This window comes from Sphingopyxis sp. 550A, from assembly GCF_053569535.1.
In genome coordinates, this window is record NZ_CM131615.1 from 278902 (window position 1) to 304533 (window position 25632).

25 protein-coding genes and 1 pseudogene are annotated in these 25632 nt (G+C 67.2%); 18 read left to right on the plus strand and 8 right to left on the minus strand.

Annotated elements, in window-relative coordinates; all coding sequences use genetic code 11:
- Positions 1-90: 90 nt before the first annotated feature.
- Positions 91-390, minus strand: coding sequence for an RNA-binding S4 domain-containing protein (locus ACVENA_RS01275; RefSeq protein ID WP_449327313.1), 300 nt, complete (start codon positions 388-390; stop codon positions 91-93).
- 10 nt (positions 391-400) lie between these two features.
- On the minus strand, positions 401-3178 hold the full coding sequence (locus tag ACVENA_RS01280; protein ID WP_449327314.1) for a helicase-related protein: 2778 nt from the start codon (positions 3176-3178) through the stop codon (positions 401-403).
- Between the two features lie 562 nt (positions 3179-3740).
- Here ACVENA_RS01280 and ACVENA_RS01285 point away from each other — a divergent pair.
- The 4 genes from ACVENA_RS01285 (at position 3741) to ACVENA_RS01300 (ending at position 9163) form a co-directional block, all read left to right on the plus strand.
- Positions 3741-5282: a peptidoglycan DD-metalloendopeptidase family protein gene (locus tag ACVENA_RS01285; RefSeq protein WP_449328877.1), complete on the plus strand. Its 1542-nt coding sequence runs from the start codon at positions 3741-3743 to the stop codon at positions 5280-5282.
- 73 nt (positions 5283-5355) lie between these two features.
- Positions 5356-6354: a porphobilinogen synthase gene (hemB, locus tag ACVENA_RS01290; RefSeq protein ID WP_449327315.1), complete on the plus strand. Its 999-nt coding sequence runs from the start codon at positions 5356-5358 to the stop codon at positions 6352-6354.
- Positions 6351-8612, plus strand: a complete 2262-nt coding sequence (locus ACVENA_RS01295) for a spermidine synthase (protein WP_449327316.1) — start codon at positions 6351-6353, stop codon at positions 8610-8612. Before hemB ends, ACVENA_RS01295 begins: the two co-directional genes overlap by 4 nt.
- Complete coding sequence (locus ACVENA_RS01300; RefSeq protein WP_449327317.1) at positions 8609-9163, plus strand: gamma carbonic anhydrase family protein; 555 nt, start codon at positions 8609-8611, stop codon at positions 9161-9163. Before ACVENA_RS01295 ends, ACVENA_RS01300 begins: the two co-directional genes overlap by 4 nt.
- A 32-nt stretch (positions 9164-9195) precedes the next feature.
- Here ACVENA_RS01300 and ACVENA_RS01305 read toward each other — a convergent pair whose 3' ends face one another.
- The 5 genes from ACVENA_RS01305 to ACVENA_RS01325 form a co-directional block, all read right to left on the minus strand.
- On the minus strand, positions 9196-9861 hold the full coding sequence (locus ACVENA_RS01305; RefSeq protein ID WP_449327318.1) for an inner membrane-spanning protein YciB: 666 nt from the start codon (positions 9859-9861) through the stop codon (positions 9196-9198).
- Positions 9858-10784: a signal recognition particle-docking protein FtsY gene (ftsY, locus tag ACVENA_RS01310; protein ID WP_449327319.1), complete on the minus strand. Its 927-nt coding sequence runs from the start codon at positions 10782-10784 to the stop codon at positions 9858-9860. The genes ACVENA_RS01305 and ftsY overlap by 4 nt, the downstream gene beginning before the upstream one ends.
- Complete coding sequence (locus ACVENA_RS01315; protein WP_449327320.1) at positions 10781-12079, minus strand: MiaB/RimO family radical SAM methylthiotransferase; 1299 nt, start codon at positions 12077-12079, stop codon at positions 10781-10783. The genes ftsY and ACVENA_RS01315 overlap by 4 nt, the downstream gene beginning before the upstream one ends.
- Positions 12076-12882, minus strand: coding sequence for a diaminopimelate epimerase (gene dapF / locus ACVENA_RS01320; protein WP_449327321.1), 807 nt, complete (start codon positions 12880-12882; stop codon positions 12076-12078). Before dapF ends, ACVENA_RS01315 begins: the two co-directional genes overlap by 4 nt.
- Before the next feature lie 275 nt (positions 12883-13157).
- Complete coding sequence (locus ACVENA_RS01325; RefSeq protein WP_449327322.1) at positions 13158-14783, minus strand: putative bifunctional diguanylate cyclase/phosphodiesterase; 1626 nt, start codon at positions 14781-14783, stop codon at positions 13158-13160.
- A 325-nt stretch (positions 14784-15108) separates the two neighbouring features.
- Between ACVENA_RS01325 and ffh the strand changes: the two genes are divergently transcribed.
- From ffh to rimM, 3 genes and pseudogenes are all read left to right on the plus strand, one after another.
- Positions 15109-16560, plus strand: coding sequence for a signal recognition particle protein (ffh, locus tag ACVENA_RS01330; RefSeq protein WP_449327323.1), 1452 nt, complete (start codon positions 15109-15111; stop codon positions 16558-16560).
- A gap of 91 nt (positions 16561-16651) precedes the next feature.
- Positions 16652-17149 (plus strand): annotated as a pseudogene (gene rpsP / locus ACVENA_RS01335) (30S ribosomal protein S16); the annotation flags it as partial.
- Positions 17150-17275: 126 nt separating this feature from the next.
- Positions 17276-17770, plus strand: a complete 495-nt coding sequence (gene rimM, locus ACVENA_RS01340; protein WP_449327324.1) for a ribosome maturation factor RimM — start codon at positions 17276-17278, stop codon at positions 17768-17770.
- Between the two features lie 64 nt (positions 17771-17834).
- Here rimM and ACVENA_RS01345 read toward each other — a convergent pair whose 3' ends face one another.
- Positions 17835-18050 (minus strand): hypothetical protein, encoded by a 216-nt coding sequence (locus tag ACVENA_RS01345; protein WP_449327325.1) that lies wholly within the window; start codon positions 18048-18050, stop codon positions 17835-17837.
- Between the two features lie 102 nt (positions 18051-18152).
- Here ACVENA_RS01345 and ACVENA_RS01350 point away from each other — a divergent pair, with 102 nt between their 5' ends.
- From ACVENA_RS01350 to ACVENA_RS01400, 11 genes are all read left to right on the plus strand, one after another.
- Complete coding sequence (locus ACVENA_RS01350; protein ID WP_449327326.1) at positions 18153-19073, plus strand: LysR substrate-binding domain-containing protein; 921 nt, start codon at positions 18153-18155, stop codon at positions 19071-19073.
- Between the two features lie 45 nt (positions 19074-19118).
- Positions 19119-19388 carry an AbrB/MazE/SpoVT family DNA-binding domain-containing protein gene (locus ACVENA_RS01355; protein ID WP_257547677.1) on the plus strand — a complete coding sequence of 90 codons (270 nt, stop codon included), beginning with the start codon at positions 19119-19121 and terminating at the stop codon, positions 19386-19388.
- Positions 19381-19764: a type II toxin-antitoxin system VapC family toxin gene (locus ACVENA_RS01360; protein ID WP_257547679.1), complete on the plus strand. Its 384-nt coding sequence runs from the start codon at positions 19381-19383 to the stop codon at positions 19762-19764. Before ACVENA_RS01355 ends, ACVENA_RS01360 begins: the two co-directional genes overlap by 8 nt.
- A gap of 35 nt (positions 19765-19799) precedes the next feature.
- On the plus strand, positions 19800-20498 hold the full coding sequence (gene trmD, locus ACVENA_RS01365; protein WP_449328878.1) for a tRNA (guanosine(37)-N1)-methyltransferase TrmD: 699 nt from the start codon (positions 19800-19802) through the stop codon (positions 20496-20498).
- A 5-nt stretch (positions 20499-20503) separates the two neighbouring features.
- The gene (gene rplS / locus ACVENA_RS01370; RefSeq protein ID WP_037555002.1) at positions 20504-20881 is read left to right on the plus strand and encodes a 50S ribosomal protein L19; all 378 of its coding nucleotides are present in this window, start codon (positions 20504-20506) and stop codon (positions 20879-20881) included.
- Between the two features lie 119 nt (positions 20882-21000).
- Positions 21001-21597, plus strand: coding sequence for a DUF1287 domain-containing protein (locus ACVENA_RS01375; RefSeq protein ID WP_449327327.1), 597 nt, complete (start codon positions 21001-21003; stop codon positions 21595-21597).
- A gap of 41 nt (positions 21598-21638) precedes the next feature.
- Positions 21639-22664 carry an aspartate-semialdehyde dehydrogenase gene (locus ACVENA_RS01380; protein WP_257547687.1) on the plus strand — a complete coding sequence of 342 codons (1026 nt, stop codon included), beginning with the start codon at positions 21639-21641 and terminating at the stop codon, positions 22662-22664.
- A gap of 156 nt (positions 22665-22820) precedes the next feature.
- Positions 22821-23600 (plus strand): arginine deiminase family protein, encoded by a 780-nt coding sequence (locus ACVENA_RS01385; RefSeq protein ID WP_257547689.1) that lies wholly within the window; start codon positions 22821-22823, stop codon positions 23598-23600.
- A complete protein-coding gene (locus ACVENA_RS01390; RefSeq protein ID WP_257547691.1) occupies positions 23597-24223 on the plus strand; it encodes a DUF2238 domain-containing protein in 627 nt (208 codons plus the stop codon). Before ACVENA_RS01385 ends, ACVENA_RS01390 begins: the two co-directional genes overlap by 4 nt.
- Positions 24220-24690, plus strand: a complete 471-nt coding sequence (locus ACVENA_RS01395) for a GFA family protein (protein ID WP_449327328.1) — start codon at positions 24220-24222, stop codon at positions 24688-24690. The genes ACVENA_RS01390 and ACVENA_RS01395 overlap by 4 nt, the downstream gene beginning before the upstream one ends.
- A gap of 145 nt (positions 24691-24835) precedes the next feature.
- Positions 24836-25573 carry a DUF4336 domain-containing protein gene (locus tag ACVENA_RS01400; protein WP_449327329.1) on the plus strand — a complete coding sequence of 246 codons (738 nt, stop codon included), beginning with the start codon at positions 24836-24838 and terminating at the stop codon, positions 25571-25573.
- Positions 25574-25632: the final 59 nt, after the last annotated feature.

Here is a 25632-nt window from a genome sequence, read left to right on the forward strand (position 1 = left end):
TCAACGCAAAGCGACAGTTGCGAATCACTCTCATTCGGTAGCGGAAAGGCGGCGCTTTCGCGCGACAGCTTTTCCTGCGGCGCGGATAGCTCAGCTCGAGGCAGCGGGCGCCCCGGCATCGAGCTTCAGATAGCAGGCCTGCGCCTCGGGCGCCGGGCCGCGGCGTTGCGGCAGGGCGAGAAGGCGGATGACCTCGATCCGCTCGCCGACCGGCAGCACCAGTGTCGCGCCCGCGTGGACCGCGGCCGAGGGGCGGGTGACGCGCCGCCCGTCGAGGCGGATATGCCCTGCGGCGACCATCGCCTGCGCGAGGCCGCGCGAGCGCGCGAAGCGCAGATACCAGAGCAGCTTGTCGAGCCGGATGCTTCCCGCGGCGCCGGGGCTCGTCATCGGCGCGCCATCAATCCTTGCGGGCCTCGGCCAGCATCGCCGCAAGTCCGGCGAAGGGGCTGTTCGGCGAGGGGCCGCGACGCTGGGGACGATCGGCGCGTGGCGCGCGGCCGGCGCTATCCGATGGCTTCGGCCGCTTGGCCGGTTTGCCGCGCCGGCCCTTGCCCTGCTTGGCGGGCGGATGCGGGCGTTCGCCAGCAGGCCCGGACCGTGCCCGCGCTTCTTCCCGTTCGTTCGGCTTGCCTCGTTTGCGGCGCGGGCCTTTGTCGGCGATCTTGAGGCCCGACCAGCGCCAGCGTTGCAGGAGGGGGTCTCCGACGCTCCGAAACCCGAAGCTGGCGAGCAGCGCGCGCCGCGCTTCCTCGTCGAGGCCGAGCGAGGTGGCGAGCGCGGGGTCGATCGCGAAGCCCGGCGGCGGCGCGGCATGGACGTCTTCGCCTGCCTCCTCTTCCTGATGATGCGCGTCGCCGCCGACGACGGGCGAAGTCGGCGGCGCGGCCGCCTGGATGCGCGCGGCGTGCGCCTGGCGCGCCAGCTTTTCAGCCATGTCGATGCGCAGCCAGCCAGAGGCGCAGCGGCGGAAGCCCGCGATGCGCAGCCCGGCGTGATTGCCCGTCTTCTGCAACACCGCGCCCTGCGGCGGCAACGCCGGGACCGGCTCGCCCTGCTGCGCGGCGAGCAGCGCGGCGCGCCAGCGCACCGCCTCGGGCTTCAGCAATTGATGATGGAAGATGTCGAGCGAGCCGATGGTGAGGCCGAGCTTGCGAAGCTGCGGCCGCTCCTCGGCGGTCATTGCCGCGAGCTGCGCCTCGACCGCGGCACGCGGGGCCGTGCCGCCGCCGTCGACGAGCGCGGCGAGCAGCGCGCGGACGCGCGGTGGGGTAAAGAGGTCGCCCGCCGCCTCGCCCATCGCCGCGAGCGGTGCGGCGTGGCGCGCAAGCTGCTCGGCGACGAAAGCCTGTAACCGTTCGGAAATCGCCTGCACCTGCTGCGGCTCGAACCGGCGGAGCGCGGCGTCGATCTGGATCGCGGGCTGAACGAGCGTCGGGCCGCGCGCCAGCGTCGCGACGATATGGCCGTGCCAGGCCAGACGCGGCGGCGCGCCCGCTTCGCTGACCAGCGACAGCGCCTGATCCTCGCCCGCCGCGAGCGTTGCGGCGCGGCGCGCCAATTCGTCGCGCAGATGCTTTTCGGCGGCGGCGAGGAGCAGGCGATGATCGCTCGCGCGGGCGCGCGCGTCGACCTTGAACTGGAATCCGTTCAGCGTGCCGATCGCCTCGCCGTCGACCGCGACGGTGCCGTCCGCGGCGACCGCGACGGGCAACGCGGTGTGGCGCTGGCCCGCGTCGCGCAGCAGCAGCGCGAGCCGCCGGTCGACGAAGCGCTGGGCGAGCGCGGCGTGCAGCGCGTCGGACAGGCGCGATTCGAGGTCCTGCGTCCGCTCGGTCCAGCCCGCGCCGCCCGCGATCCAGTCGCCGCGCTGGGCGATGAAGCAAAGCGTGCGGACGGCGGCGATGCGGCTCGCGAGCTGGTCGATGTCGCCGTCGGTGTCGTCGAGCCGCGCGAGGCGCCGCGCGAACCAGTCGGGATCGACCATCCCGTCGCCGCTCGCTCGCCATTGCCACAGCTTGAGAACGGTGCGGCTGTGATGTTCGGCGCCAAGCTGCTCGAAATCGGGAAGGCCGCAGACGTCCCACAAGCGCTGGACGGCTTCCGGTTCGCCGCCGCGCATCCGCACTTCCATGTCGCCCGCGAGATGCTTGAGAACCGCGATGTCGACCGCTTCGGGCGCGGCGCGCAGACCGGGTTGCGTCGGCGGCTGCGCGAGATCGGCGAGCAGCAGGTCGAGCGTGTCGAAGCGCGGGGTCGGATTGCGCCAGAACAGACTGGTGAGCGGCGGGAAATGATGCCCCTCGATCGCCGCGATCTCCTCGGGCGTGAAGCCGCCTTGCGGGGTGCCGACGGTGCCGAAGCTGCCGTCCTGTTGATGACGCCCGGCGCGTCCCGCGATCTGCGCCATTTCCGAAATCGTCAGGCGGCGCAGGCGGCGGCCGTCGAATTTCTGCAACGACGCGAAGGCGACATGCTGAACGTCGAGGTTGAGTCCCATGCCGATCGCGTCGGTGGCGACGAGATAATCGACCTCGCCGGCCTCGAACATCGCGACCTGCGCGTTGCGGGTCTTGGGGCTGAGCGCGCCCATGACGACCGCGGCGCCGCCCGAAAAGCGGCGCAGCATCTCGGCGATCGCGTAAACTTCCTCGACCGAGAAGGCGACAACCGCCGAGCGCTTGGGCAGCCGCGACAATTTCGAGGTGCCGGCATAGCTCAGCGTCGAAAAGCGCGGGCGGGTAACGATCTCGGCTTCGGGCACGAGGTCGCGGACGAGCCCCTTGAGGCTCGCCGAGCCGAGGATCATCGTCTCCTCGCGTCCGCGGGCGCGGAGCAGCCGGTCGGTAAAGACATGGCCGCGTTCGGGATCGGCGCCGAGCTGGGCCTCGTCGATGCCGACGAACGCGACGTCGCGTTCCACCGGCAGCGCTTCCATCGTGCCCAGAAGGTAGCGCGCCTCGGGCGGCATGATCCGTTCTTCGCCCGTCACCAGCGCAACCTGTGCCGGCCCTTTCATCGCCACGACGCGGTCATATATCTCGCGCGCGAGCAGGCGCAGCGGAAAGCCGATCATCCCGCTCGAATGGGCGGTCAGGCGCTCGACCGCCAAATGGGTTTTGCCGGTGTTGGTGGGGCCAAGGACGGCCTTGACCGGGCTGGAAGAGGATGCCGTCATTGTCTTTACCCCAAGCTGGCATGGCACGCGCTGCAGTGCAACAGGGGATCGACGAAGAGCGGCGATTTCGTCCGTTGCTCCTGGCGTGGTCCCGCCTTTTTCCCGTGGGTGTTGCGATGATGATCTCACGCAAAGGCGCAAAGGCGCGAAGAAGAAGAAATGTCTCACACAAAGACACAAAGAGGGTGCGCGCGATTTGCGGCGTGGGCTTGTCGCCGCAGGCGACTGTATCAAATGCGCTTCGCGCGGTTCTTCACCGCGCTTAATGCGCGCGCCGCCCTCTTTGTGTCTTTGTGTGAGCTTTTCTATTTTCTTCCTTCTTCGCGTCTTTGGGTGAGAGTGAAGGAAGCGGACCCGAATATGAGGCGGATCGACGAGGGGCCGCATCATATCCCGGCCTCCGCACGGCCCGCCGCAAGGCGGGCGAGGAGATGGGGCGTTAAATTGACTTTAACGGCCTTTGTTTACAGATCGGCTGTCGAAAAGATCATTCGACGGCCGGGTCGGGAGGCCCGTCGAACGGGGGTTGCTTTTGTTTCAGCGTCACGAACCCATCGCGGGGATGTCGGGCAATGCCGCCGCCCTCACGATGTCGCAGGCGATCGGCCTGCGGCGCGCGGACGCTGCGCCCGAACCGGCGCTGTCGTGGCGCGACAGGCTCGCGTTGCTCGATCTCGTTCCCGACCTTGGCGATAATATCGGTTCGGGCGAATGGTGGCGGGGGCTTGCGACGCTGACCTTGCTGTGCGGCGCCGCCATTGCGACTTTCCCCGGGATCAAGCCGCTCGAACAGCCCGCTGCGGCGCTCGATGCCGCCGATTTCAACGAAGCGCGCGCGCAGATGATCGTGCCGCTCGCGTTCGGCGGCGATACCGGCCGTCACATGGCCGCGACCGATGCGGTGCGCCCGCTCGCCCAGACCCCCGAACGCCCGCAGATCGAACTCACCGCGACGCTCGGCCAGGGCGACAGCTTTGCCCGCGTGCTCGAACGCTCGGGCGTCGGCAGCCAGGATGCAGAGGCACTCGCGAACCAGATCGCGAGCGCGGTGCCGCTGGCCGACATTGCGCCGGGCACGCGGATCGACCTGATTCTCGGCCGCCGGGCCGCACGCACCATGCCGCGTCCGGTCGATGCGCTCGCGATGCGCGCGCGCTTCGACCTGCGCATCGAGATGGAGCGGGTCGGCGGGCGGCTGGTGATGCGCCGCATCCCGATTGCGGTCGACGCGACGCCGCTGCGCATCCGTGGCCGCGTCGGCGACAGCCTTTACCGTTCGGCGCGCGCCGCGGGCGCCTCGCCCGAATCGATCCAGGCTTATCTGCGTGTCATCGGTCGCCAGCTTTCGGTCGGCAGCGACATCCGCGCGAGCGACGAGTTCGACATCATCGTCGAGCATCGCCGCGCCGAAACGGGCGAGAGCGAAACGGGCAAATTGCTCTATGCGGGTCTTGTCCGCGGCGGCAAGCCGAAGCTGTCGATGATCGAATGGACCGTCGACGGCCGTCTCCAATGGTTCGAGGCGTCGGGCGCGGGCGAGCAGCGCAGCGGCATGGTGCGTCCGACGAACGGTCGGATCACCTCGCCCTTCGGAATGCGCCGCCATCCGATCCTCGGCTATATGCGGATGCATCGCGGCATCGACATGGGCGGCGGTTACGGCGGTCCGGTCTTCGCGGTCAGCGACGGCGTCGTGCAGGTCGCCGGTCGCACCGGCGGCTATGGCAATTATGTGAAGCTCAGCCACGGCGGCGGGCTCGGCACCGGCTATGGGCATATGAGTCGCATCGCGGTGCGCCCCGGCCAGCATGTGTCGCGCGGACAGGTGATCGGCTATATCGGATCGAGCGGCCTCTCGACCGGCCCGCATCTTCACTATGAAGTCTATCGCAACGGCGTTCCGGTGAACCCGCTGTCGATCGCCTTTGTCACCCGCGCCAGGCTGGAAGGACAGGCGCTCGCCGAGTTCCGCGCGCGCATCCGTCAACTCACGTCGATCGCGCCCGGCGCGGCGCTCGCTCCGGTCGCGGCGAAGCCGGTCGAAGGGCCGAAGCTCGGCTCGCTTGGCGATGTTGCCGCCAAGCGCGCGGGCGAAGGGATCTAGCTTTCCCCCTCCTGCAAGCGGCAGGGGATGAATGCTATTTGCCCTCGCGCTTCGCGCCGCTATGCACGCGGGCATGACTCACGCCCCCTTTCCCGACCTGCGCCTGCGCCGCAGCCGCCGCACGGCATGGAGCCGCGCGATGGTGCGCGAGCATCATCTGACCCCCTCGAACCTGATCTGGCCGCTGTTCGTCTGCGCCGGATCGAGCACCGAGGAGCCGATCGCGAGCCTGCCGGGCGTATCGCGCTGGTCGGTCGACCGGCTCGTCGAGCGCGCGAAGGACGCGGCGGCGGCGGGCATCCCGTGCCTTGCGCTCTTTCCCTATACCGAGGCCGGGCGGCGCAGCGAGGATGGCGCGGAAGCGCTCAATCCCGATAATCTCATGTGCCGCGCCACCGCTGCGATCAAGCAGGCGCTCGGCGACGACATCGGTGTGCTCACCGACGTCGCGCTCGATCCCTACACAAGCCACGGGCAGGACGGGCTGATCGACGAGGCGGGCTATGTCCTCAACGACGAGACGGTCGAGGTGCTGGTCGGGCAGGCACTCAATCAGGCGCGCGCGGGGGCCGACATCATCGCGCCTTCGGACATGATGGACGGCCGCGTCGGCGCGATCCGCGAAGCGCTGGAGATCGAGGGCTTCGGGCACGTCCAGATCATGAGCTACGCCGCCAAATATGCCTCGGCCTTCTATGGTCCCTTCCGCGACGCGGTCGGTTCGCGCGGGCTGCTCAAGGGCGACAAAAAGACCTATCAGATGGACCCCGCGAACGTCGAAGAGGCGCTGCGCGAGGTGGAGATGGATCTGGCGGAAGGCGCCGACAGCGTCATGGTCAAGCCTGGCCTGCCCTATCTGGACGTCGTGCGCGCAGTAAAGGATCATTTCGCGGTACCGGTCTATGCCTATCAGGTGTCGGGCGAATATGCGATGATCGAGGCCGCGGTGGCGGTCGGCGCGGGCGACCGTGATGCGCTCGTCCTCGAAACCCTGCTCGCCTTCCGCCGCGCGGGCGCCTCGGGCGTGCTGACCTATCACGCGCTCCACGCGGCGCGGTTGCTGAACGGATGACGCCATCCACCCCGCGGCGCTGGCTGTTCGTGCTGACGATATTCGTCGGCAGTTTCCTGCTGTTCCAGGTTCAGCCGATGGTGGCGCGGATGGTGCTGCCCAGGCTGGGCGGCGCGCCCGCCGTCTGGAACAGCGCGATGCTCGTCTATCAGGCGCTGCTGCTCGGCGGCTATGCCTATGCCCATTGGCTCGCCCGTTTCGAGGTGCGCCGCCAGGCGACGATCCATGTCGCGCTGTTCCTCGTCGCGGCGCTGTGGCTGCCGATCGGCATCGCGAACATCGCGCCGCCCGCGCCGGGGCAGGAAGCGCTGTGGGTGCCGCTGCTGCTGCTTGCGTCGATCGGCCCGGTCTTCTTCGTCGTGTCGGCGCAGGCGCCGTTGATGCAACGCTGGTTCGCCGCCGATGCGCGCGCCGGCGATCCCTATTATCTTTATGCCGCCTCGAACCTCGGCAGCTTCGCCGGGCTGATCAGCTATCCCGCGCTGGTCGAGCCGGCGATGCCGCTAGCGGCGCAAAGCTGGGGGTGGAGCGCGGGTTACGGTGTGCTCGTCCTGCTCGTCGCGGCGAGCGCGGCGGCGCGCTGGCACGCCCATGCCGTGCAAGCGGATGTTGCCGATGGCTCCGAGCCGCCGCCCTCGCTGCGCCGCCAGTTGCACTGGCTGCTGCTCGCGGCGGTGCCGTCGGGGCTGATGCTGTCGACGACGACGCACCTCACCACCGACATCGTCGCGATGCCGCTGCTCTGGGTGCTGCCGCTCGGCCTCTATCTCCTTAGCTTCGTCATCGCTTTCTCGACCGCCGAGCGATTGACCCAGATCTTCACGACCATCGCCCCGGCCGTGCTGCTGGCGATCGGCGGGCTGGCGCTGCTCAGCACCGGCGGCGGGACGATGCTCGTCGCGCTCGCGGCGCTCGCGATGCTGTTCATCGTGGCGGTCGCGCTCCACGGTTATCTCTATCATCTGCGGCCCGCGGCGGAGCATCTGACGCTCTTTTACCTCATCATGTCGGCGGGCGGGGTGCTCGGCGGATTGTTCGCCGCGCTGATCGCCCCGCTGATCTTCGACTGGGTCTACGAGCATCCGCTGCTCGTCCTTGCCGCCGCGATGCTGTTGCCGCTCCCGGCGCTGTTCCCGTGGGACGCATGGCCGAAACTGTCGCCGGGCCGGGCGCGCGCTATCGCCGCGCTGCTGGTCGCCTTCGCGATCTTCGCCTGCTGGAAGATGACGGGCGAATGGGCGGGCCGCTTCGAGGGTGCCGTGGCGGTCTGGGGCGCCGCCATCTTCGCCGCCGGCCTCCTCGTCATCGGCTGGCGCTGGGCCTTCGTTTCGATTCTCGCGCTGCTGATGATCGGCGTCGGGGGATGGAGCACGCTTCAGGAAAGCGTGACCGGAATGCGCGTGCGCAGCTATTTCGGCGTCTATACGGTGACCGACGATCCGTATCGCCACCAGCGCCGCCTTGCGCACGGGACGACGCTGCACGGGCTCCAGCGCACCGATGCGCCGCATCAGTTCGAGCCGACCACCTATTACGGCCACCAGTCGGGGGTCGGGCTGACGCTCGACAAGGCCGAAGCGCTCGCCGGGCCGCGCGCTGCGGTCGGGCTCGTCGGGCTCGGCGCCGGAACCCTGTCCTGCTACCGCCGCCCGGGGCAGCGCTGGACGATCTTCGAGATCGACCCGGCGATGGCGCGAATCGCGCGCGACCCGTCGAAATTCACCTTCATCAGCCGCTGCGCCCCCGATGTGCCGATCGTGATCGGCGACGCGCGGCTGCGGATCGCACAGCAGCCCGCGGCGCAGTTCGACATATTGATCATCGACGCCTTTTCGTCGGATGCCATTCCGCTGCACCTGCTGACGGCCGAAGCGATCGGCATCTATGCGCGTGCGCTGAAACCGGACGGCATCTTGCTGATTCATATCTCGAATCGCTTCTTCGACCTCGAACCCGTGCTGGCGGCGGAGGCGAAGGCGCGCGGCTGGTCGGCGGCGATCCGCATCGACCCGTCGCCCGACGAAGGCGCGGCCGACGAGGATTTCAGCAACCTGACCGGATCGAACTGGGTGGCGCTGACCGCGACACCGCAGCGCCTCGGCCAGTTGACGGACGGTCTCGAGCCGCGCACGGAGGCGGCGAAGGACGGTATATGGGTGCCGCTCGAATCGCGGCCGCATTTCGAACGCTGGACCGACGATTATGCGTCGACCCTGCCGGTCCTGCTTTGGGGCCATCTGATCGGACAACGCGAATGATCTATACCGATGTCAGTATCATCACCGTCAACGGCAAGACGCCGCGGATCGACCCCAGCGCCTTCATCGCGCCGGGGTGCCGGATCATCGGCGACGTGACGATCGGCCCCGATGTCAGCATCTGGTATAATTGCGTGCTGCGCGCCGACGTCAGCCGCATCGTCGTCGGCGCGCGGTCGAATATCCAGGACGGCAGCGTCGTCCATTGCGACGGCCCGATGCCGCACCGGCCCGAGGGCTTTCCGACGATCATCGGCGAGGATGTGCTGATCGGCCATATGGCGATGGTCCATGGCTGCACGCTCGCCGACCGCGCTTTCGTGGGATTGAAGGCGACGGTGATGAACGGCTGTCGCATCGGCAGCGACGCGATGCTCGCCGCGGGCGCGCTGCTGACCGAGAACAAGGGCATTCCCGCGCGCGAACTGTGGGCGGGTGCCCCCGCACGGCGCGTGCGCGACATCGACGACGCGCAAGCCGCGGGAATGCAGGTCGGCGTACAGCATTATGTGCTGAACGGCCGCATGCACAAGGCGGCGGTCGAGGGTTAAGTCTTCTCCCCTCCCGCAAGGGGGAAGGGAAGTCAGCTTTCTTCCGGCACCGCCAGCCCGTTCTTCAGCATCACCGGAACCTGCGTCAGCGTGAAGAGGAAGGAGAGGGCGGTGACGCCCCAGACCTTGATCGTCAGCCACGTATCGAAGCTCATCCGCCCCGCCTGGATCAGTTCGTACATGACATGGTTGGCGACGCCGAGCGCGGCGAAGAACAGGCCCCAGTTGCGCGACAGCAGCAGCCAGCCCCTTTCGGTCACGCCTTCGAGCGCCGATTGCAGCAGATATTTGAGCATCGGCTTGCCCAGCGCCCAGCCGCCGAGCAGCAGCGCCGCAAAGGCGGCATAGATGATCGTCGGCTTCATTACGATGAAGCGCTCGTCGTGGAACCAGATGGTCAGCGCACCGAAACCGAGGACGAGGATGCTCGATACCCATAGCATCGGCGAAATCCGGCCGAGCTTCCATTTCGATACGATCATCGCGGCGACGATCGCGACCATGAAGGCGATGGTGCCCTTGATCGCGCCGGTCGTCGCGGCAAAGGCGCCGCTGCCGCCAGAGGTGAATTTATAAGTCACGAAAAAGACGAGCAGCGGCCCGAAATCGATCGCGAAATTCAGCCAGCCATGCTTGGCGGGCGGCGGCGCAGGTACGGCTTCGGGGCCGCCGGGAAGCTGTTCAAGTTGGTCGCTCATCGGATGTTTCCGGCAATGATGCCCGCGATCTCGTCGGCGTCGAAGGGGCGGAGGTCGTCGATCGTCTCGCCGATGCCGATCGCGTGGATGGGAAGGCCGTGGCGCTCGGCCGCGGCGACGAGGACGCCGCCGCGCGCGGTGCCGTCGAGCTTGGTCATGACGAGGCCGGTGACCCCGGCGACTTCGCGGAACACGTCGATCTGCGACAGCGCATTCTGCCCCGTCGTCGCGTCGAGCACCAGCACGACATCGTGCGGCGCGGCGGGATTGAGGCGGCCGAGGACGCGCTTGATCTTGGCGAGCTCGTCCATCAGTTCGCGCTTGTTCTGAAGGCGCCCGGCGGTGTCGACGATCAGCACGTCGATGCCGGTCGCGGTCGCCTGTTTCACCGCGTCGAAGACGATGCCGGCCGAATCGCCACCCTCGGGACCGGCCATGATCGGGATGCCGAGCCGTTCGGCCCAGACCTTCAATTGCCCGATCGCGGCGGCGCGGAAGGTGTCGCCGGCGACGAGCATCACGCCATAATCCTGTTCTTGGAACAGGTGCGCGAGCTTGGCGATCGTCGTGGTCTTGCCCGACCCGTTGACCCCGATCACGAGGATTACCTGCGGGCGCGGAAAGGCGTCGATGTCGAGCGGTTCGGCGACCGGGCGCAGCACGGCGGCGATTTCCTCGGCGACGACGCCGCGCAATTCCTCGGTCCCGTTCGCGGCGACGTCGCGGCGCTCGGCCAGCCGGTCGCGGATGCGCGCGGCCATCACCGGGCCAAGGTCGGCGGTGATCAGCGCCTCCTCGATGCGGTCGAGATCGTCGTCGTCGAGCCGCGACTTGCCGGTGAGCCCCGACAGATTCTCGCCGAGCCGCTCCGACGTGCGCTTGAGGCCGCCGAGCAGCCGGTCGCTCCAGCTCTGCCCGGTCATGCGTCCAGCCTTTCGGCGATCATCCGGTCGCCGTCGCGCGCGGTCAGGCGGACACGGGCGATGGTGCCGGGTTCGGCGGGTGCGGTCAGCGTCAGCGGCGCGAAATTCTCCGCATGGCCGGTCAACCCGTCGCGCTCGACGAGCATCGTCGCGGTGCGCCCCGCCTGCGCGTCCAGCCACGCATGGCGCCGCCGCATATTGGCCTCGCGCAGCAGCGCGGCGCGCGTCCGCGCGACGGCGCGGCCGACCTGCGGCATCCGCGCGGCGGGGGTTCCGGCGCGCGGGCTGTAGGGAAAGATATGGCCGAAGACGATGTCGCAATCGTCGATCAGCGCCATTGTATGGGCAAACATCTGGTCATCCTCGGTCGGAAATCCGGCGATCAGGTCGGCGCCGATGGCGATGTCGGGGCGCGCGGCCTTCAGCCGTTCGGTCAGGCGGACGGCATCGGCGCGGCGGTGGCGGCGCTTCATGCGGGTCAGGATCATGTCGTCGCCCGCCTGAAGCGACAGATGGACGTGCGGCATCACGCGCTTTTCCTCTGTCAGCAGCGCGAACAGCGCGGCGTCGATCCGGTTCGGATCGAGCGACGAAAGACGCAGGCGCTCGATCGGCAGCGCGAGCAGCGCCTCGACCAGCGCGGCGAGTGTTGTCCCGCTGTCGTCGCCATAGCTCGCAAGGTCGACCCCGGTCAGGATGATCTCGCGCTGGCCGCGATCCCATGCGATCCGCGCCGCGTCGAGCACGGCGTCGACCGTCGCCGAACGCGCCGTGCCACGCGCCATCACCGTGGCGCAAAAGGTGCAGCTATGGGCACAGCCGGTCTGGACACCGAGGAAGGCGCGCGCGTGGTCTGGGCCGGAGAGGGCGGGGGAATAATATGCCGTGTCCCCGCGAAGGCGGGGACCCATCTCCGGTGGGTTCGAGATGGCACCGGCGGGAGATGGGCCTCCGCCTTCGCGGGGGAACAGTGTGGGGTTTTGGCGATAACTTTCCGCCAATCCCTTCGCATCGTTCGCCACCACCCGCGCGCCCATTGCCGCGAAGCGTTCGGTCTCCAGCTCCGCCGCGCAGCCGGTCACCACGACGTCGGCCCCCGGCCGCTCGCGCAGCGCGCGGCGTACCGCTTGACGCGCCTGCCGCACGGCCTCGTCGGTCACGGCACAGCTATTGAAGACGATGGTGTCGCGCGCGCCGGCCTCGCGCGCGGCGGCGCGGATCGCCTCGCCCTCGGCGATGTTGAGGCGGCAGCCGAAATTGACGACCTCCTGCCGGTCGGCGGCAAGGAGGCTCATCCGAAGCGCGCCCAGTCGGTCTCGCCGTCGAAGACGCGCGTCGCGGCGCCGCTCATCACGATCGGCTCGCCCGGCGCCCAGCGAATGATCAGGTCGCCGCCGGGCAGCGACACGGTGACCGGCGATGCGACGAGCCCGGCGCGGATCGCGGCGACGGCGGTCGCGCAGGCCCCGGTGCCGCACGCCTGCGTCAGCCCGACGCCGCGTTCCCAGACGCGAAGCTGAAGCTGGTTCTCGCCGTCGAGGCTCGCGACATTGACGTTGACGCGTTCGGGAAACAGCGGGTCGGTCTCGATCCGCGGGCCGAGTTCGGCGAGCGGCACCGCGTCGGCCTCGGGCACGAAGAAGATGATGTGCGGATTGCCGACATTGACCGCGGCGCCATGCTCCAGCTCGTCCCACGCGACCGGCATGTCGCGCGTGTCCATCGGCATCGCGAGCGGAATCGCCTCCCAATCGAAGACGGGTTCGCCCAAGGTCACTTCGGCGCCGCCGTCGGCGGGGGTGACGCGCAGCATCCCGCCCAGCGTCTCGATCACTGCGGGCCGTGCCAGCAGCGTCGCGACGCAGCGGGTCGCGTTGCCGCACGCCTCGACCTCACCACCGTCGGCGTTGAAGATACGCATCTTCACGTCGGCTTTCTCGGACGGTTCGAGCAGGATGAGCTGGTCGCAGCCGATGCCGTGCCGCCGGTCGGCGATCGCATGCGCGCGCGCCGGGGTCATCACGACGCGCTGCTTGCGCGCGTCGATCACGACGAAGTCGTTGCCCAGCCCGTGCATCTTGGTGAAGCGGTCCGCCATGGGCCGCATTTAGGGATGCGTTGCGGGGAAGTCTAGCGAGGCGTCGGCACCGCGTTGTGCGAGAGCGACGCGCTATATTGTTTCACGCGAAGACGCGAAGAAGATCGCGGATGAATCTCATGCTTCTCCTGTCGCCGCAGGCGACCTTGAAAGGCGCTTCGCGCGATTGGCAGTCTACGCAGATGCCATGACGCGACATCCTTCGCGTCTTCGCGTCTTCGCGTGAAACTCCCTGGTGCGGTATCTTTTCGACGAGCGGCCTGCTGCGTCCGAGATCACGCCCTCTTGCGCAATTCTTCTTCCTCGCTCGCCGGTACGCCCGGCAGCATCGGTGCGCGCAGCAGGCCGCGGTCGGCGAGCAGGCGGGCAGTGTCGTCGATCGACGCGGCGCGGCCGTAATACCAGCCCTGCCCTTTCGAGCAGCCGAGACGGGTGAGTTCGATCGCGGTCGCTTCGTCCTCGACCCCTTCGGCGGTGATCGGCATCGCCAGGCTTTCGCCGAGCCGGACGATCGCGACGACGATCGCCAGCGCGTCGGGACTGCCGCGCATCGCGGCGATGAAGCTGCGGTCGATCTTGATCCGGTCGAAGGGCAGCGCGCGCAGGTGCGACAGCGAGCTGTAGCCGGTGCCGAAATCGTCGAGGCTGAGCGACACGCCCTGATTCTTGAGGCTGGTGACGATCGAGCGGACGAGCGGCAGATTCTCGAACAGCGAGCTTTCGGTGATCTCGACCTCGAGCTGGCTGGCCGGGAAGCCCGTCTCGACGAGCAGTTTGGTGAGCTTCTGGCTGAACCAGGGGTCTTTCAATTGCTGCGGCGAAATGTTGACCGCGAGGATGATCGACGGATCCCAGCCCTTGGCGATCTCCATCGCGCGGCCGATGACCTGGAGCGACAGCTCGCCGATCAGGCCGCTGTCCTCGGCGACCGGAATGAAGCGTTCGGGCGGAATCAGGCCATATTCGGGAGATTCCCAGCGCATCAGCATCTCGAAGCCGGCGAGGCGGCCGGTCGCGATGTCGACCTGTGGCTCGAAATAGGGGATGAACTCGCCGCGCGGCATGCCGTCGCGAATCCCGGTCTCGATCTGATTGCGGACCTGGACCGCCATCTCCATGCCCTGCTCGAACCAGATGTGGCGGTTCCGCCCTTCGTCCTTGCCGTGATACATGGCGATGTCGGCTTGGCGAACCATCGTTTCCATCGTCATGCTGGCGTCGGTGGCGAGCGCGATGCCGAGCGAGGCGCCGACGCGGATTTGCTGCGAATCATGCGCGACATTATCCTCGAGCGCGGCGACCAGCGCCGCGGCGAGCGCGTCGATGCTGGCGCGCGCAGCGGGTTCGAACGACAGCATCGCGACGAACTCATCGCCGCCGAGCCGCGCCTTGGCGGCAGTCGGCGGCAGCACGCCGCTGATGCGCTCGGCCGCGACTTGCAGCACGCGGTCGCCGGCCGCGTGGCCGTGGATGTCGTTGACCGTCTTGAAATGATCGAGATCGAGCAGGAACAAAGCGACATGACGCCCGTTCGATGTCGCGTCGGTGATCAGCCGCTGACCCTGGACGAGTAGCGCGCGGCGATTGAGAAAGCCGGTGAGGGGATCGGTGTCGGCGAGGTAGCGCGCGCGCTGCTCGGCCTCGGTCCGCTCGCGGATTTCGCGGTTCAGATCCTCGTAGCGGCGCCAGCCGAAGAGGAGGAGCGCGACGTTCAGGATCAGCGCGATCGACAACACCTTGTCGGGGCCGCCGCCGATGCCGACGAGGGTCTGCACGACCGATTGCATCACGCTGCCGCCGGTACCGACGAAGAGCAATATGCCCGCGACGACGATGCCGCCGGCGACGATGTCGCGGCGTGCATCCTCGCTTCGGTCGCGAGACTTCGACCATAATGTCATAGATACATTCCCCACCATGCAGGCATATTGGCCGCGAGCGGTGAAATTTGCGTTAAATGGCGTCTTTTGCGTCACCCCGGATCAAGTCCGGGGTGACGGGGAGGGGATTCGCACCCCCCAAGATCAAGCTGCGTCACCGTCCGGGCGGGGCGAGGCTTGCCTTTCGCCCCGCTTTTGCGTAAGGGCGCGGCGTTGGGGCGCATCTTGCGTCCGGGCAGATACGACATCCGCGACGGCAAACCTGTCCACGGATACCGCTGGTTGGCGAGGTTTCGCTCACCGGCGTGTTTTGCGTTGCGGTCGTCAGAAGGGTAGAAAAAGGCGCATGTTCGACAGTCTGAGCAATCGGCTTGGCGACGTTTTCGGAAAGCTCCGCGGCCGCGGTGCGCTGACCGAGGCCGACGTGCGCGCGGCGATGCGCGAAGTGCGAATCGCCCTGCTCGAGGCCGACGTCGCGCTGCCCGTGGTGCGCAGCTTCGTCGATCAGGTCACCGAACTCGCGATCGGCCAGAATGTCCTGCGTTCGGTCACTCCGGGGCAGCAGGTCGTCAAGATCGTCAGCGACGCGCTGACCGAGATGCTCGGGTCGGAGACCGCCGAACTCGAACTCGCCGTCACCCCGCCCGCCGTCATCATGATGGTCGGCCTGCAAGGGTCGGGTAAGACTACCACGACCGCGAAGATCGCCAAGCGCCTCAAGGACAAGGAGCGCAAGAAGGTGCTGATGGCGTCGCTCGACGTCAATCGCCCCGCCGCGCAGGAACAGCTCGCCGTGCTCGGCAGCCAGATCGACGTCGCGACGCTGCCGATCGTCGCGGGGCAGCAGCCGGTCGAGATCGCGCAGCGCGCGCTGCAGGCGGCGAAGCTGCAGGGCTTCGACGTCCTGATGCTCGACACCGCGGGTCGCCTCCACGTCGACCAGCAGCTGATGGACGAGATGCAGGCGGTGTCGCGCACGGCGAACCCGGCCGAGACGCTGCTCGTCGTCGACAGCCTGACCGGCCAGGACGCGGTGCAGGTCGCGCAGCGCTTCACCGACCAGGTGCCGCTGACCGGCGTCGTGCTGACCCGCATGGACGGCGACGCGCGCGGCGGTGCCGCGCTGTCGATGCGCGCGGTTACCGGCAAGCCGATCAAGTTCGCGGGCACGGGCGAGAAGCTCGACGGGCTTGAACTCTTCCAGCCCTCGCGCATCGCGGGCCGCATCCTCGGCATGGGCGACGTCGTCAGCCTTGTCGAACGCGCCGCCGAGACGATCCAGGCCGAAGAGGCCGAGGCGATGGCGGCGAAGATGGCGAAGGGCCAGTTCGACCTCAACGATCTTCGCACGCAATTGAACCAGATGCGCCGCATGGGCGGCCTCGGCGCACTTGCCGGCATGATTCCCGGCCTCAAGAAAGCGCAGGCGGCGATGGCCGACAGCGGCGCCGACGACAAGATGCTGATCCACTTCGACGCGATCATGGGCTCGATGACCCCCAAGGAGCGCGCGAAGCCCGAAATCCTGACCGCGAAGCGCAAGATCCGCATCGCCAACGGCTCGGGGACGACGGTGCAGCAGGTCAACCGGGTGCTCAAGATGCACCAGGAAATGTCGACCGCGATGAAGCGCATCCGCAAGATGGGCGGCCTCAAGGGGCTCGGCGCGCTGTTCGGCAAGGGCGGTGGCGGAATGGGCGGCGGCGGAATGGGTGGGGGCGGCCTTGGCGGGCTGCCCGGCCTCGGCGGCGGTGCTATCCCGCCCGAGCTCGCCAATCTTATGAATAAAAAGAAATGACGGTCCCGACAGGCCGTCATCCCCGCGAAGGCGGGGATCCAGAGTTTACGAAAACCCAAGTTTGAATTGAATTAGAAAGAAGGATTACATCATGGCTACCTCCATTCGCCTTTCGCGCGGCGGCTCGAAAAAGCGCCCCTATTACAAGATCGTCGTCGCCGATTCGCGCAGCCCGCGCGACGGCCGCTTCATCGAGCGCATCGGCAGCTACAACCCGCTGCTCGCCAAGGATAACCCGGAACGCGTGAAGCTCGACGGCGAGCGCGCCGCTCACTGGCTCTCGGTCGGCGCGCAGCCGAGCGACCGCGTCGCCCGCTTCCTCGACGCCGCCGGCATCAAGGAACGCGCCGCCCGCAACAACCCTAACAAGGGCGTCCCCGGCGAGAAGGCCAAGGAACGCGCCGAGGAAAAGGCCGCCAAGCTGGCCGAGGCCGAAGAAGCCGCGAAGGAAGCCGCTGCGGCTCCGGCTGAGGAAGCTGCTCCCGAAGCCGCCGAATCGGATGCGACCGGTTCGGTGAAGAGCGAAGAGACCGCCGAAGCGGTGGCCGAAGCCGTCGCTGACGAAGTCCCGGCCGACGCGACCGCCGAAGACGCGACCGCGATCGCCGAGGAAGTCGCCGAAGGCGGCCCGGTTGCCGAAGAAACCCCGGCCGAAGAAGCTGCGACCGAAGCCGCCGCTGAAGAAGCCGGCGAAGAAAAGGCCGAAGGCTAAGCCTTGGCGAACGCCGACCGCCCCGTCACCCTCGCCGCCATTGCCGGCGCGCATGGGGTGCAGGGCGAGGTGCGGCTCAAGCTGTTCGGCGAAGGCGCGGAGGCTCTCCGCGCCTTTTCCGTTTTCGACGCGGGCGGTCGCAAGCTGACTCTGAAATCGGTGCGTCCGGCGAACCAAGGCGCGGTCGCAAGCTTCGCCGAGATCGCCGACCGCAGCGCAGCCGAAGCGCTGCGCGGCACGATCCTGACCGTCCCGCGCTCGGCATTGCCGCCGCTCGGTCCGGGCGAATATTATCATCACGACCTGATCGGCCTGCCGTGCGTATCGACCGGCGGCGCTGCGGTCGGCCATGTCGCGGCGGTCGAGAATTTCGGCGCGGGCGACATCCTCGAAATCGAGAAGTCCGACGGCAAGCGCTTCATGGTGCCGATGACCGCGCAGGCGGTCCCTGCGTGGGACGCCGACGGCGTGACGGTGAACGCGGCTTTCATCGAATAAAGCGCCCGCCGTCCCCGGTGCCGGCGAGGGACCACCGGACGGGAACGGCAGACGCGAGCGCGGCTCAGTGGTGACGGGCCGCGCGAACCGGAGCACTCTGCCCCGCAACGTGGCGGGCGGGCGCCACGAAATAGACGTCCTCGCCCGATGCATGGCTGGGGGCGACCGTTTCGACGAACCGGCAGGCCGCGCGGCGCAGCCATCGGAATCCGCGGTCGATATCGGCGCTCAGGCGTTCGTGACCATGCGTCCAGCCGCGCATGAAATGCTCTTCCATCATCGCTTGTCTCCTTTCGTCCGCGATGGTCCGCAGATGCGCTCGGGCGGCCCGCAAAGCCAACAAAACTATTGCGGCACAATATAAGCACAACTTATATGAGATATGTCCAAGCTCCCGCCTCTTGCCGCCGTTCGCGCCTTCGAAGCCGCCGCCAGGCTCGAGAATTTCTCGCGCGCCGCCGATGAGTTGGGCATGACGCAAGCAGCCGTGAGCTATCAAATACGGCAGTTGGAGGAGCGGTTGGGTCGCGCGCTGTTCGTGCGGGCGAAGGGACGGGTGCGATTGTCCGACACTGGGCGACGCCTGCTTCCGGCAATAAGCACAGCTTTCGCCACGATGAACGATGCCTTCGCCGCGCTCAGCAGCAATGACGCCGATATATTGACGATCAGCGCCGCGATCACCTTCGGCGGCACCTGGCTCAGCGCGCGCATCGGACGCTTTCAGCTTCGTCATCCCGACATCGCGGTGCGCCTCTTGATGTCGAACGAACTGGTCGATTTCGATGCGACCAATGTCGACGTCGCCATCCGCACCGGCGGCGGGCATTGGCAGGGGCTGCGCGGCGACTTCCTGTTCGGCAGCCATGTCACGCCGATCTGCTCGCCCGCCTTTCGCGATGCGAACGCGATCGTGGCGCCCGCCGATCTGCTCCGCGCTCCGCGCCTCGCGCCGAACGATCCCTGGTGGGCCGGTTGGTTCGCCGCGGCCGGCATCGGTACCCCGCCGCCGCCTTCGCGCCGCGGGATCGAACTCGACAGCCAGCTTCAGGAAGCGATCGCGGCGCAGGGCGGTTTCGGCGTCGCACTGATGACCCCGCTCTTCTGGCGCGCCGAACTCGACAGCGGGCGGCTCGTGCGCCCGTTCGAGACGCTCTATTGTCCCGGCACCGCCAATTTCCTCGTCCATCCCGAAGGCCGCGTCGGTGTCCGCAAGATCGAGCGGTTCCGCGAATGGCTTCACGAGGAACTGGCGATGGACCGCGATCTGGTTCCGGCGCCGCTATGGCAGGCGATGGATTGATTTGGAGCGATCTTGTATATACATAATGTATATACGGAGCCTACCATGACCAAGGAATATCGCGCCAAAGTGTTCAAATCGGGCAATTCGCTCGCGCTGCGCCTGCCCAAGGCGCTGGGTATCGAGGAAGGAACCGAGATGATCGTCCGCGAGGAACGCGGCGAATTCCGCTTCGAGCCCGCCGACAAGCCCAAGGCGAAGATCGACGTCAGCGGTTTTTGGGGCAAGGCGCCTTGGCTCAAGGTTCCGGAGCGTCGTGATTTCGAGGAGCGTCAGCTCGATTGGGAAGGCAAAAAACTGAAACCCGATGAGTGAATTTCGCTTTCTGCTCGACAGCAATATCTGCATCTACTTGCTAACTGCCGCTTCACCAAAACTTCTCGATAAGGTAAGCCAGCAGGATGCGGGTACGCTTTGCTGCTCGGCGATCAATCTGGCTGAAATCGCGGTGGGTTATGGCGCCAGCGCGCTCGACGCCTCCGACCTGGGCATCTTTCTGGAAAATGTTCCGGCCGTTCCATTCGACGAGGCTGCGGCAAGGATATACGGCACCTTGCCGCATAAGCGGGCGGTCTTCGACCGGCTGATCGCGGCCCACGCCCTGTCACTCGGCCTGACCCTCGTAACCAACAACGAAGCCGACTTCGCCGATGTCCCGGGGCTGAAAGTCGAGAATTGGACGCTGCCTTGACCTTCACTGCTGTCCCGCTGACCCTTTACCCCGACATGTTCCCCGGCCCGCTGGGGCACAGCATGGTCGGGCGCGCGCTCGAAGCCGGGGTCTGGGCGTGCGCGCCGGTGCAGATTCGCGATTTCGCGACCGACAAGCATCGCACCGTCGATGACACGCCCGCAGGCGGCGGGGCGGGGATGGTGCTCAAGGCCGACGTCCTCGGCGCCGCGATCGACCATGCGATGGCCGCGCATCCGGGGCTGCCGGTGCTGGCGATGACGCCGCGCGGGGCGCCGATCACACAGGCGCGCGTCCGCGAACTTTCGGCGGGGCCGGGTGCGATCATCCTCTGCGGCCGCTTCGAGGGATTCGACGAGCGGATTTTCGAGGCGCGCGCCGTCGAGCAGGTGTCGATGGGCGACATCATCCTGTCGGGCGGCGAGATGGGCGCGCTGCTCCTCCTCGACGCTTGCATTCGGCTGCTTCCCGGCGTAATGGGCGCGCCATCCAGCGGTGACGACGAATCGTTCGAGAACGGTTTGCTCGAATATCCGCACTATACCCGGCCCGTCACATGGGAAGGGCGCACGATCCCCGAAGTGCTGCGATCGGGGGATCATGCGAAGATCGCCGCCTGGCGGAAACAACAGGCCGAGATCGATACACGGTTACGCAGGCCGGACCTTTGGGAGCGCCATGAGGGCGTTCGGGACCGACCTGCCTCTGGCGCGCGGCGAAAAGAAAAGGACTAGAGGACATGAACCTCATCCAGACGATCGAAGCCGAAGAAATTGCCAAGGCTGGCAAGACCATTCCGACCTTCCGTCCCGGCGACACGCTGAAAGTCGGCGTGAAAGTGGTCGAAGGCGAACGCACCCGCGTCCAGAATTTCGAAGGCGTGTGCATCGCGCGCTCGAACAAGGGCATGGGCTCCAACTTCACCGTGCGCAAAATGTCGTTCGGCGAAGGTGTCGAGCGCGTGTTCCCGCTCTACTCGCCCAACATCGATTCGATTACCGTCGTCCGCAAGGGCGCTGTCCGTCGTGCGAAGCTTTACTATCTGCGTGGGCGCACTGGTAAATCGGCACGTATTGCGGAGCGCCGCGATTACCGGTCGGAAGCCGGCGAAGGCTAAGGAGAGCTTCTCCTCTACAAAGCCGAAACAGCTTTCAAAAACGACCGGTTCCGCCAACAGGCAGAGCCGGTCGTTTTCATTTGGGCCAAGCGAAATTGATTCAGCCATCCGATCCCCTTTTGCCGACACGGCGTGCCTTCATCGGCGCGGGGCTGTGCTTTGGGGCGTTCGGCTTCGCGGGGCAGGCGATGGCCGCGACCAATGCGCAGCGGCTCGTTGCGGCGGCGCGCAGGCAGATCGGCGTCACGCTGCGCTATGATCCGGCCTATACGGTGCTGTCCTTTCCGAACGGCGACGTCGACCGCGTCAAGGGCGTGTGCACCGATGTCGTGATCCGCGCCTTTCGCGATGCGCTGGGGCTCGATCTGCAAGCGCTCGTCAACGCCGACATGCGCGCCGATTTCGGGGCCTATCCGAAAAATTGGGGGCTCGGCCGCCCCGACCGCAATATCGACCACCGCCGCGTTCCCAACCTCGCGACCTTCTGGCGGCGACAGAAGGCGGCGGTCCCGGTGAGCGACGATCCGGCGGGCTGGCGGCCGGGCGATATCTTCACCCAGCGGGTGGGCGGGCGCCTGCCGCATACCGGCATCGTCTCGGACCGGAAGAATACGATCGGCATCCCGCTGGTCATCCACAATATCGGCGGCGGCACGCGTGAGGAGGATGCGCTGTTCGCGCATCCGCTGACCGGCCATTTCCGCTGGAAAGTCTGATTATCGTTTCCACCGAATTCTTACGCTTGAGGAGTGAGTAGATGGGTTATCGTATCGTTGTCGCCGGGGCCACGGGCAATGTCGGGCGCGAAGTGCTCGCCATTCTCGCCGAGCGCGAATTTCCCTATGACGAACTGGCGGCGGTCGCATCGTCGCGCAGCCAGGGCGACGAGGTCGAGATCGGCGACACCGGCAAGACCGTCAAATGCCAGAATATCGAGAATTTCGACTGGTCGGGCTGGGACATGGCGATCTTTGCGATCGGCAGCGACGCGACCGCGATCCACGCGCCCAAGGCCGCGGCGGCGGGCTGCGTCGTGATCGACAACAGCTCGCTCTATCGCATGGACCCCGACGTGCCGCTGATCGTGCCCGAGGTGAACCCCGACGCGATCGACGGCTATACGGCGCGCAATATCATCGCCAATCCGAACTGCTCGACCGCGCAGATGGTCGTCGCGCTCAAGCCGCTGCACGACGCCGCGACGATCAAGCGCGTCGTCGTCTCGACCTATCAGTCGGTGTCGGGTGCGGGCAAGGCGGGGATGGACGAGCTCTGGAACCAGACCCGCCAGATCTTCGTCGGCGACGAGAAGGACGTGACCAAGTTCACCAAGCAGATTGCTTTCAACGTCATTCCGCACATCGACAAATTCCTCGACGACGGTTCGACCAAGGAGGAATGGAAGATGGTCGTCGAGACCAAGAAGATCCTCGACCCCAAGATCAAGGTCACCGCGACCTGCGTCCGCGTCCCGGTGTTCGTCGGGCACTCCGAAGCGATCAACATCGAGCTGGAAGATGAATTGCCCGCCGAGGAAGCGCAGCGCATCCTGCGCGAGGCGCCGGGTGTCGTGCTCCACGACAAGCGCGAGGACGGCGGCTATATCACGCCGGTCGAAGCGGTCGGCGATTTCGCGACCTTCGTCAGCCGCGTCCGCGACGATCCGACCGTCGACAACGGTCTCAACCTCTGGTGCGTCAGCGACAACCTCCGCAAGGGCGCGGCGCTGAACGCGGTGCAGATCGCCGAACTGCTCGGCCGCCGGCACCTCAAGAAGGGGTAAAGCGACTCTCCAAATCCCGTTCGTGTCGAGCCCTTCGACTGCCTTGGCAGGCGCTCAGGATAAACTTCATCCTGAGGATGAAGTCGAGACACCCATCGTTGGCGTTTGCCCTCACGGCATCTCGACTTCGCTCGATGCGAACGGATAAGGGAGTGCATGACCAGTCCCTTCGCCTTCACCCACGCCCTCTGCCGCGCCCCCGCCCCATCGGCGGTCAAGGGCCTGCGCGCCGGGGACGGGCCCGATCCCGATTTCGCCGGCCTCGCCGCCGAACATGCCGCCTATGTCGCGGCGCTGCGCAATCTCGGCCTGTCGGTCGATGTGCTGCCGCCGCTCGACGCTTTCCCCGACGCGCTGTTCACCGAGGATGTCGCGCTGACCTTTCCCGAAGGCGCGATCCTGCTGCGCCCCGGCGCGGGACCCCGCGCGGGCGAGGTCGAGCATATCCGCGCAGCGCTCGCGGCGCGCCACGCGCGTCTGCTCGCAATGACGGGGCCGGGCCATGCCGACGGCGGCGACATATTGCGTCTCGCCGACCGCGTGATCATCGGCCTGTCCGCGCGCACTGACCGCGCGGGCGCCGAGGAACTGGCGGTGCTGCTCAGGGAACTCGGCATCCGCGCCGAGATTGCCGAGACCCCGCCCGGCGTGCTCCATTTCAAGACCGGTTGCGGGCTGATCGACGAAACGACGATCCTCGCCGTTCCCGCGCTCGCGGGCTGCCCGCAGTTCGCCGGTCTGACGGTCGTCGAGACTCCGGCGGGCGAAGAGGCGGCCGCCAATCTGCTGCGCATCGGCGACACGATCCTCGTCGGTGCCCGCTGGTCCGCCACCCACGCCCTGCTGTCCGCGCGCGGGATCGCCGTCCGGCCGATGGCGACCGACCAGATCGCGCGCATCGATGCGGGGCTGAGCTGCATGTCGCTGCGCTGGTGATCGCGTCGCTGTCCCGGCCGCAGCGCTGGTTTCTCGGCCTGCTTCTCGCGCTGCTGCTCACCGCCCAGATCGCGCAGCCCTATCCCGAGGTGGCGCTGTTGCAGCATATTCCGACGGGGCTGCTGCTCCTCGCTTCGCCGTGGCTGCTGCGCCGCTGGCCGCTCTCGAGCCCGGCGCTGGCCTGCATCGTCGCCTTTCTTGCGTTGCATACGCTCGGCGGGCGCTATGCCTATAGCAATGTTCCCTATGACGATTGGGCGCGCGTGCTGACCGGCGCGACGCTGTCCGAAAGCTTCGGCTGGACGCGCAACCACTATGACCGGCTCGTCCATTTCGGTTTCGGGGCGCTGTCGGCGATCCCCGTTGCCGAAATCGCGCGGCGCTGGGGCGGCCTGGGGCGACGCGGCGCGGTGGTTGCCGTGCTCGGCTGGGTGCTCGCCATTTCCTGCCTCTACGAGATTTTCGAATGGCTACTGACGATCGTTGCGGCGGGCGAGACTGCCGATCGCTATAATGGGCAGCAGGGCGATATGTGGGACGCGCAAAAGGATATGGCGATCGCCGCGCTCGGTGCGATCGTCATGTTGCCGGCGATAACGGGACAAGGAAGGAAAGCGACATGACGCGCGAGATTACCGGCGGCTGCCGCTGCGGCCAGCTTCGCTACCGCTTCGTTCAGGAGGGGCCGCTGCTCAACTATTGCTGCCACTGTCTCGACTGCCAGAAGTCGACCGGCAGTGCCTTTGCCGATCAGCTGATCGTGATGGAAGCCAGCCTGTCGAGCGAGGGGCGGCGCGTCGAGCGCGCGATGCCGCGCCCCTCGGGCGGCGTGTCGACGCACAGCTTCTGCCCCGATTGTTTCGGCCGCATCTACAACGTCAACAGCGAGCGTCCCGGCATGGCGATCGTGCGCGGCGGCACCCTCGACGACCCGGCGGAGCTCGACCCGTTCGCGCATATCTGGGTGCGGCGGAAACGCGATTGGGTCGCGATCCCCGAAGGCGTGCCGGCTTTCGACGCGACGCCCGATCCGGCGAGCTTCATGGAACTGGCGATGACGCGGCGGGGGGCCGGTTCCCGGCCGGGATGATGACCTGATTTGTGGAACCATGTGCAATTTTTCTGTCTTCGTCACTCCGGATCAAGCCCGGGGTGACGAGGAGTGTAGTCGAACCGCCTCCCTACTCCAGCCGGGGAGTGTTTGAACCCGGCTAGCCGGGGTGGTAGGAAAGGCGATGGCCGGCTTTCGCCCCTATGTGCCGCTCAATGTTCCCAAGCCCTTCGGCGAGAATATCTGGATCGTTGACGGGCCGGAAATCCGCATGGATTATGGCCCCGCCTCGATCCCCTTTCCGACGCGGATGACGCTGGTGCGGCTGGGCGACGGGCGCCTGTGGGTCCATTCGCCGGTCGCGCCGGAAGCCGCGCTGTTCGACGCGGTCGATGAGTTGGGCGAGGTCGCGTGGCTCGTTGCCCCCAACAGCCTTCATTACTGGTTCGTCGCCGACTGGCAGCAGCGCTATCCGCAGGCGAAGACCGCCGCGGTGCCGGGGCTCGCCGAAAAGGCGAAGCGGACCTTTCGTATCGACGCGGTGCTCGATGGCGCCGGCGCGCCGTGGCCGCGCGAGGAGATCGACACGGTGCTCGTTCCCGGCACGGCGGTGAGCGAAGCGGTCTTTTTCCACCACGCGTCGCGCGCCGCGATCCTGACCGACCTGATCGAGAATTTCGAGCCGCAGCGCGTCGTCAATCCCGTCTATCGCTGGCTCGTTCGCCTATCGGGCGCGGCGCATCCCGACGGTACGGCGCCGATCGACCTTCGCCTGACCTTCTGGCCGAAGCGGCGCGCGGTCCGCGCGGTGGTAGCGGCGATCCTCGCCTGGCCCTGCGAGCGCGTGGTGATGGCGCATGGGCTTCCCTATGCCTCGGACGGTGCCGCCGAACTGCGCCGGGCACTGCGCTGGGCAAGGTGAAGGGCGTTTTAAGCCGATAAGCGACGTTCTGCATCTCCTGCCTTCGTCATTCCCGCTTT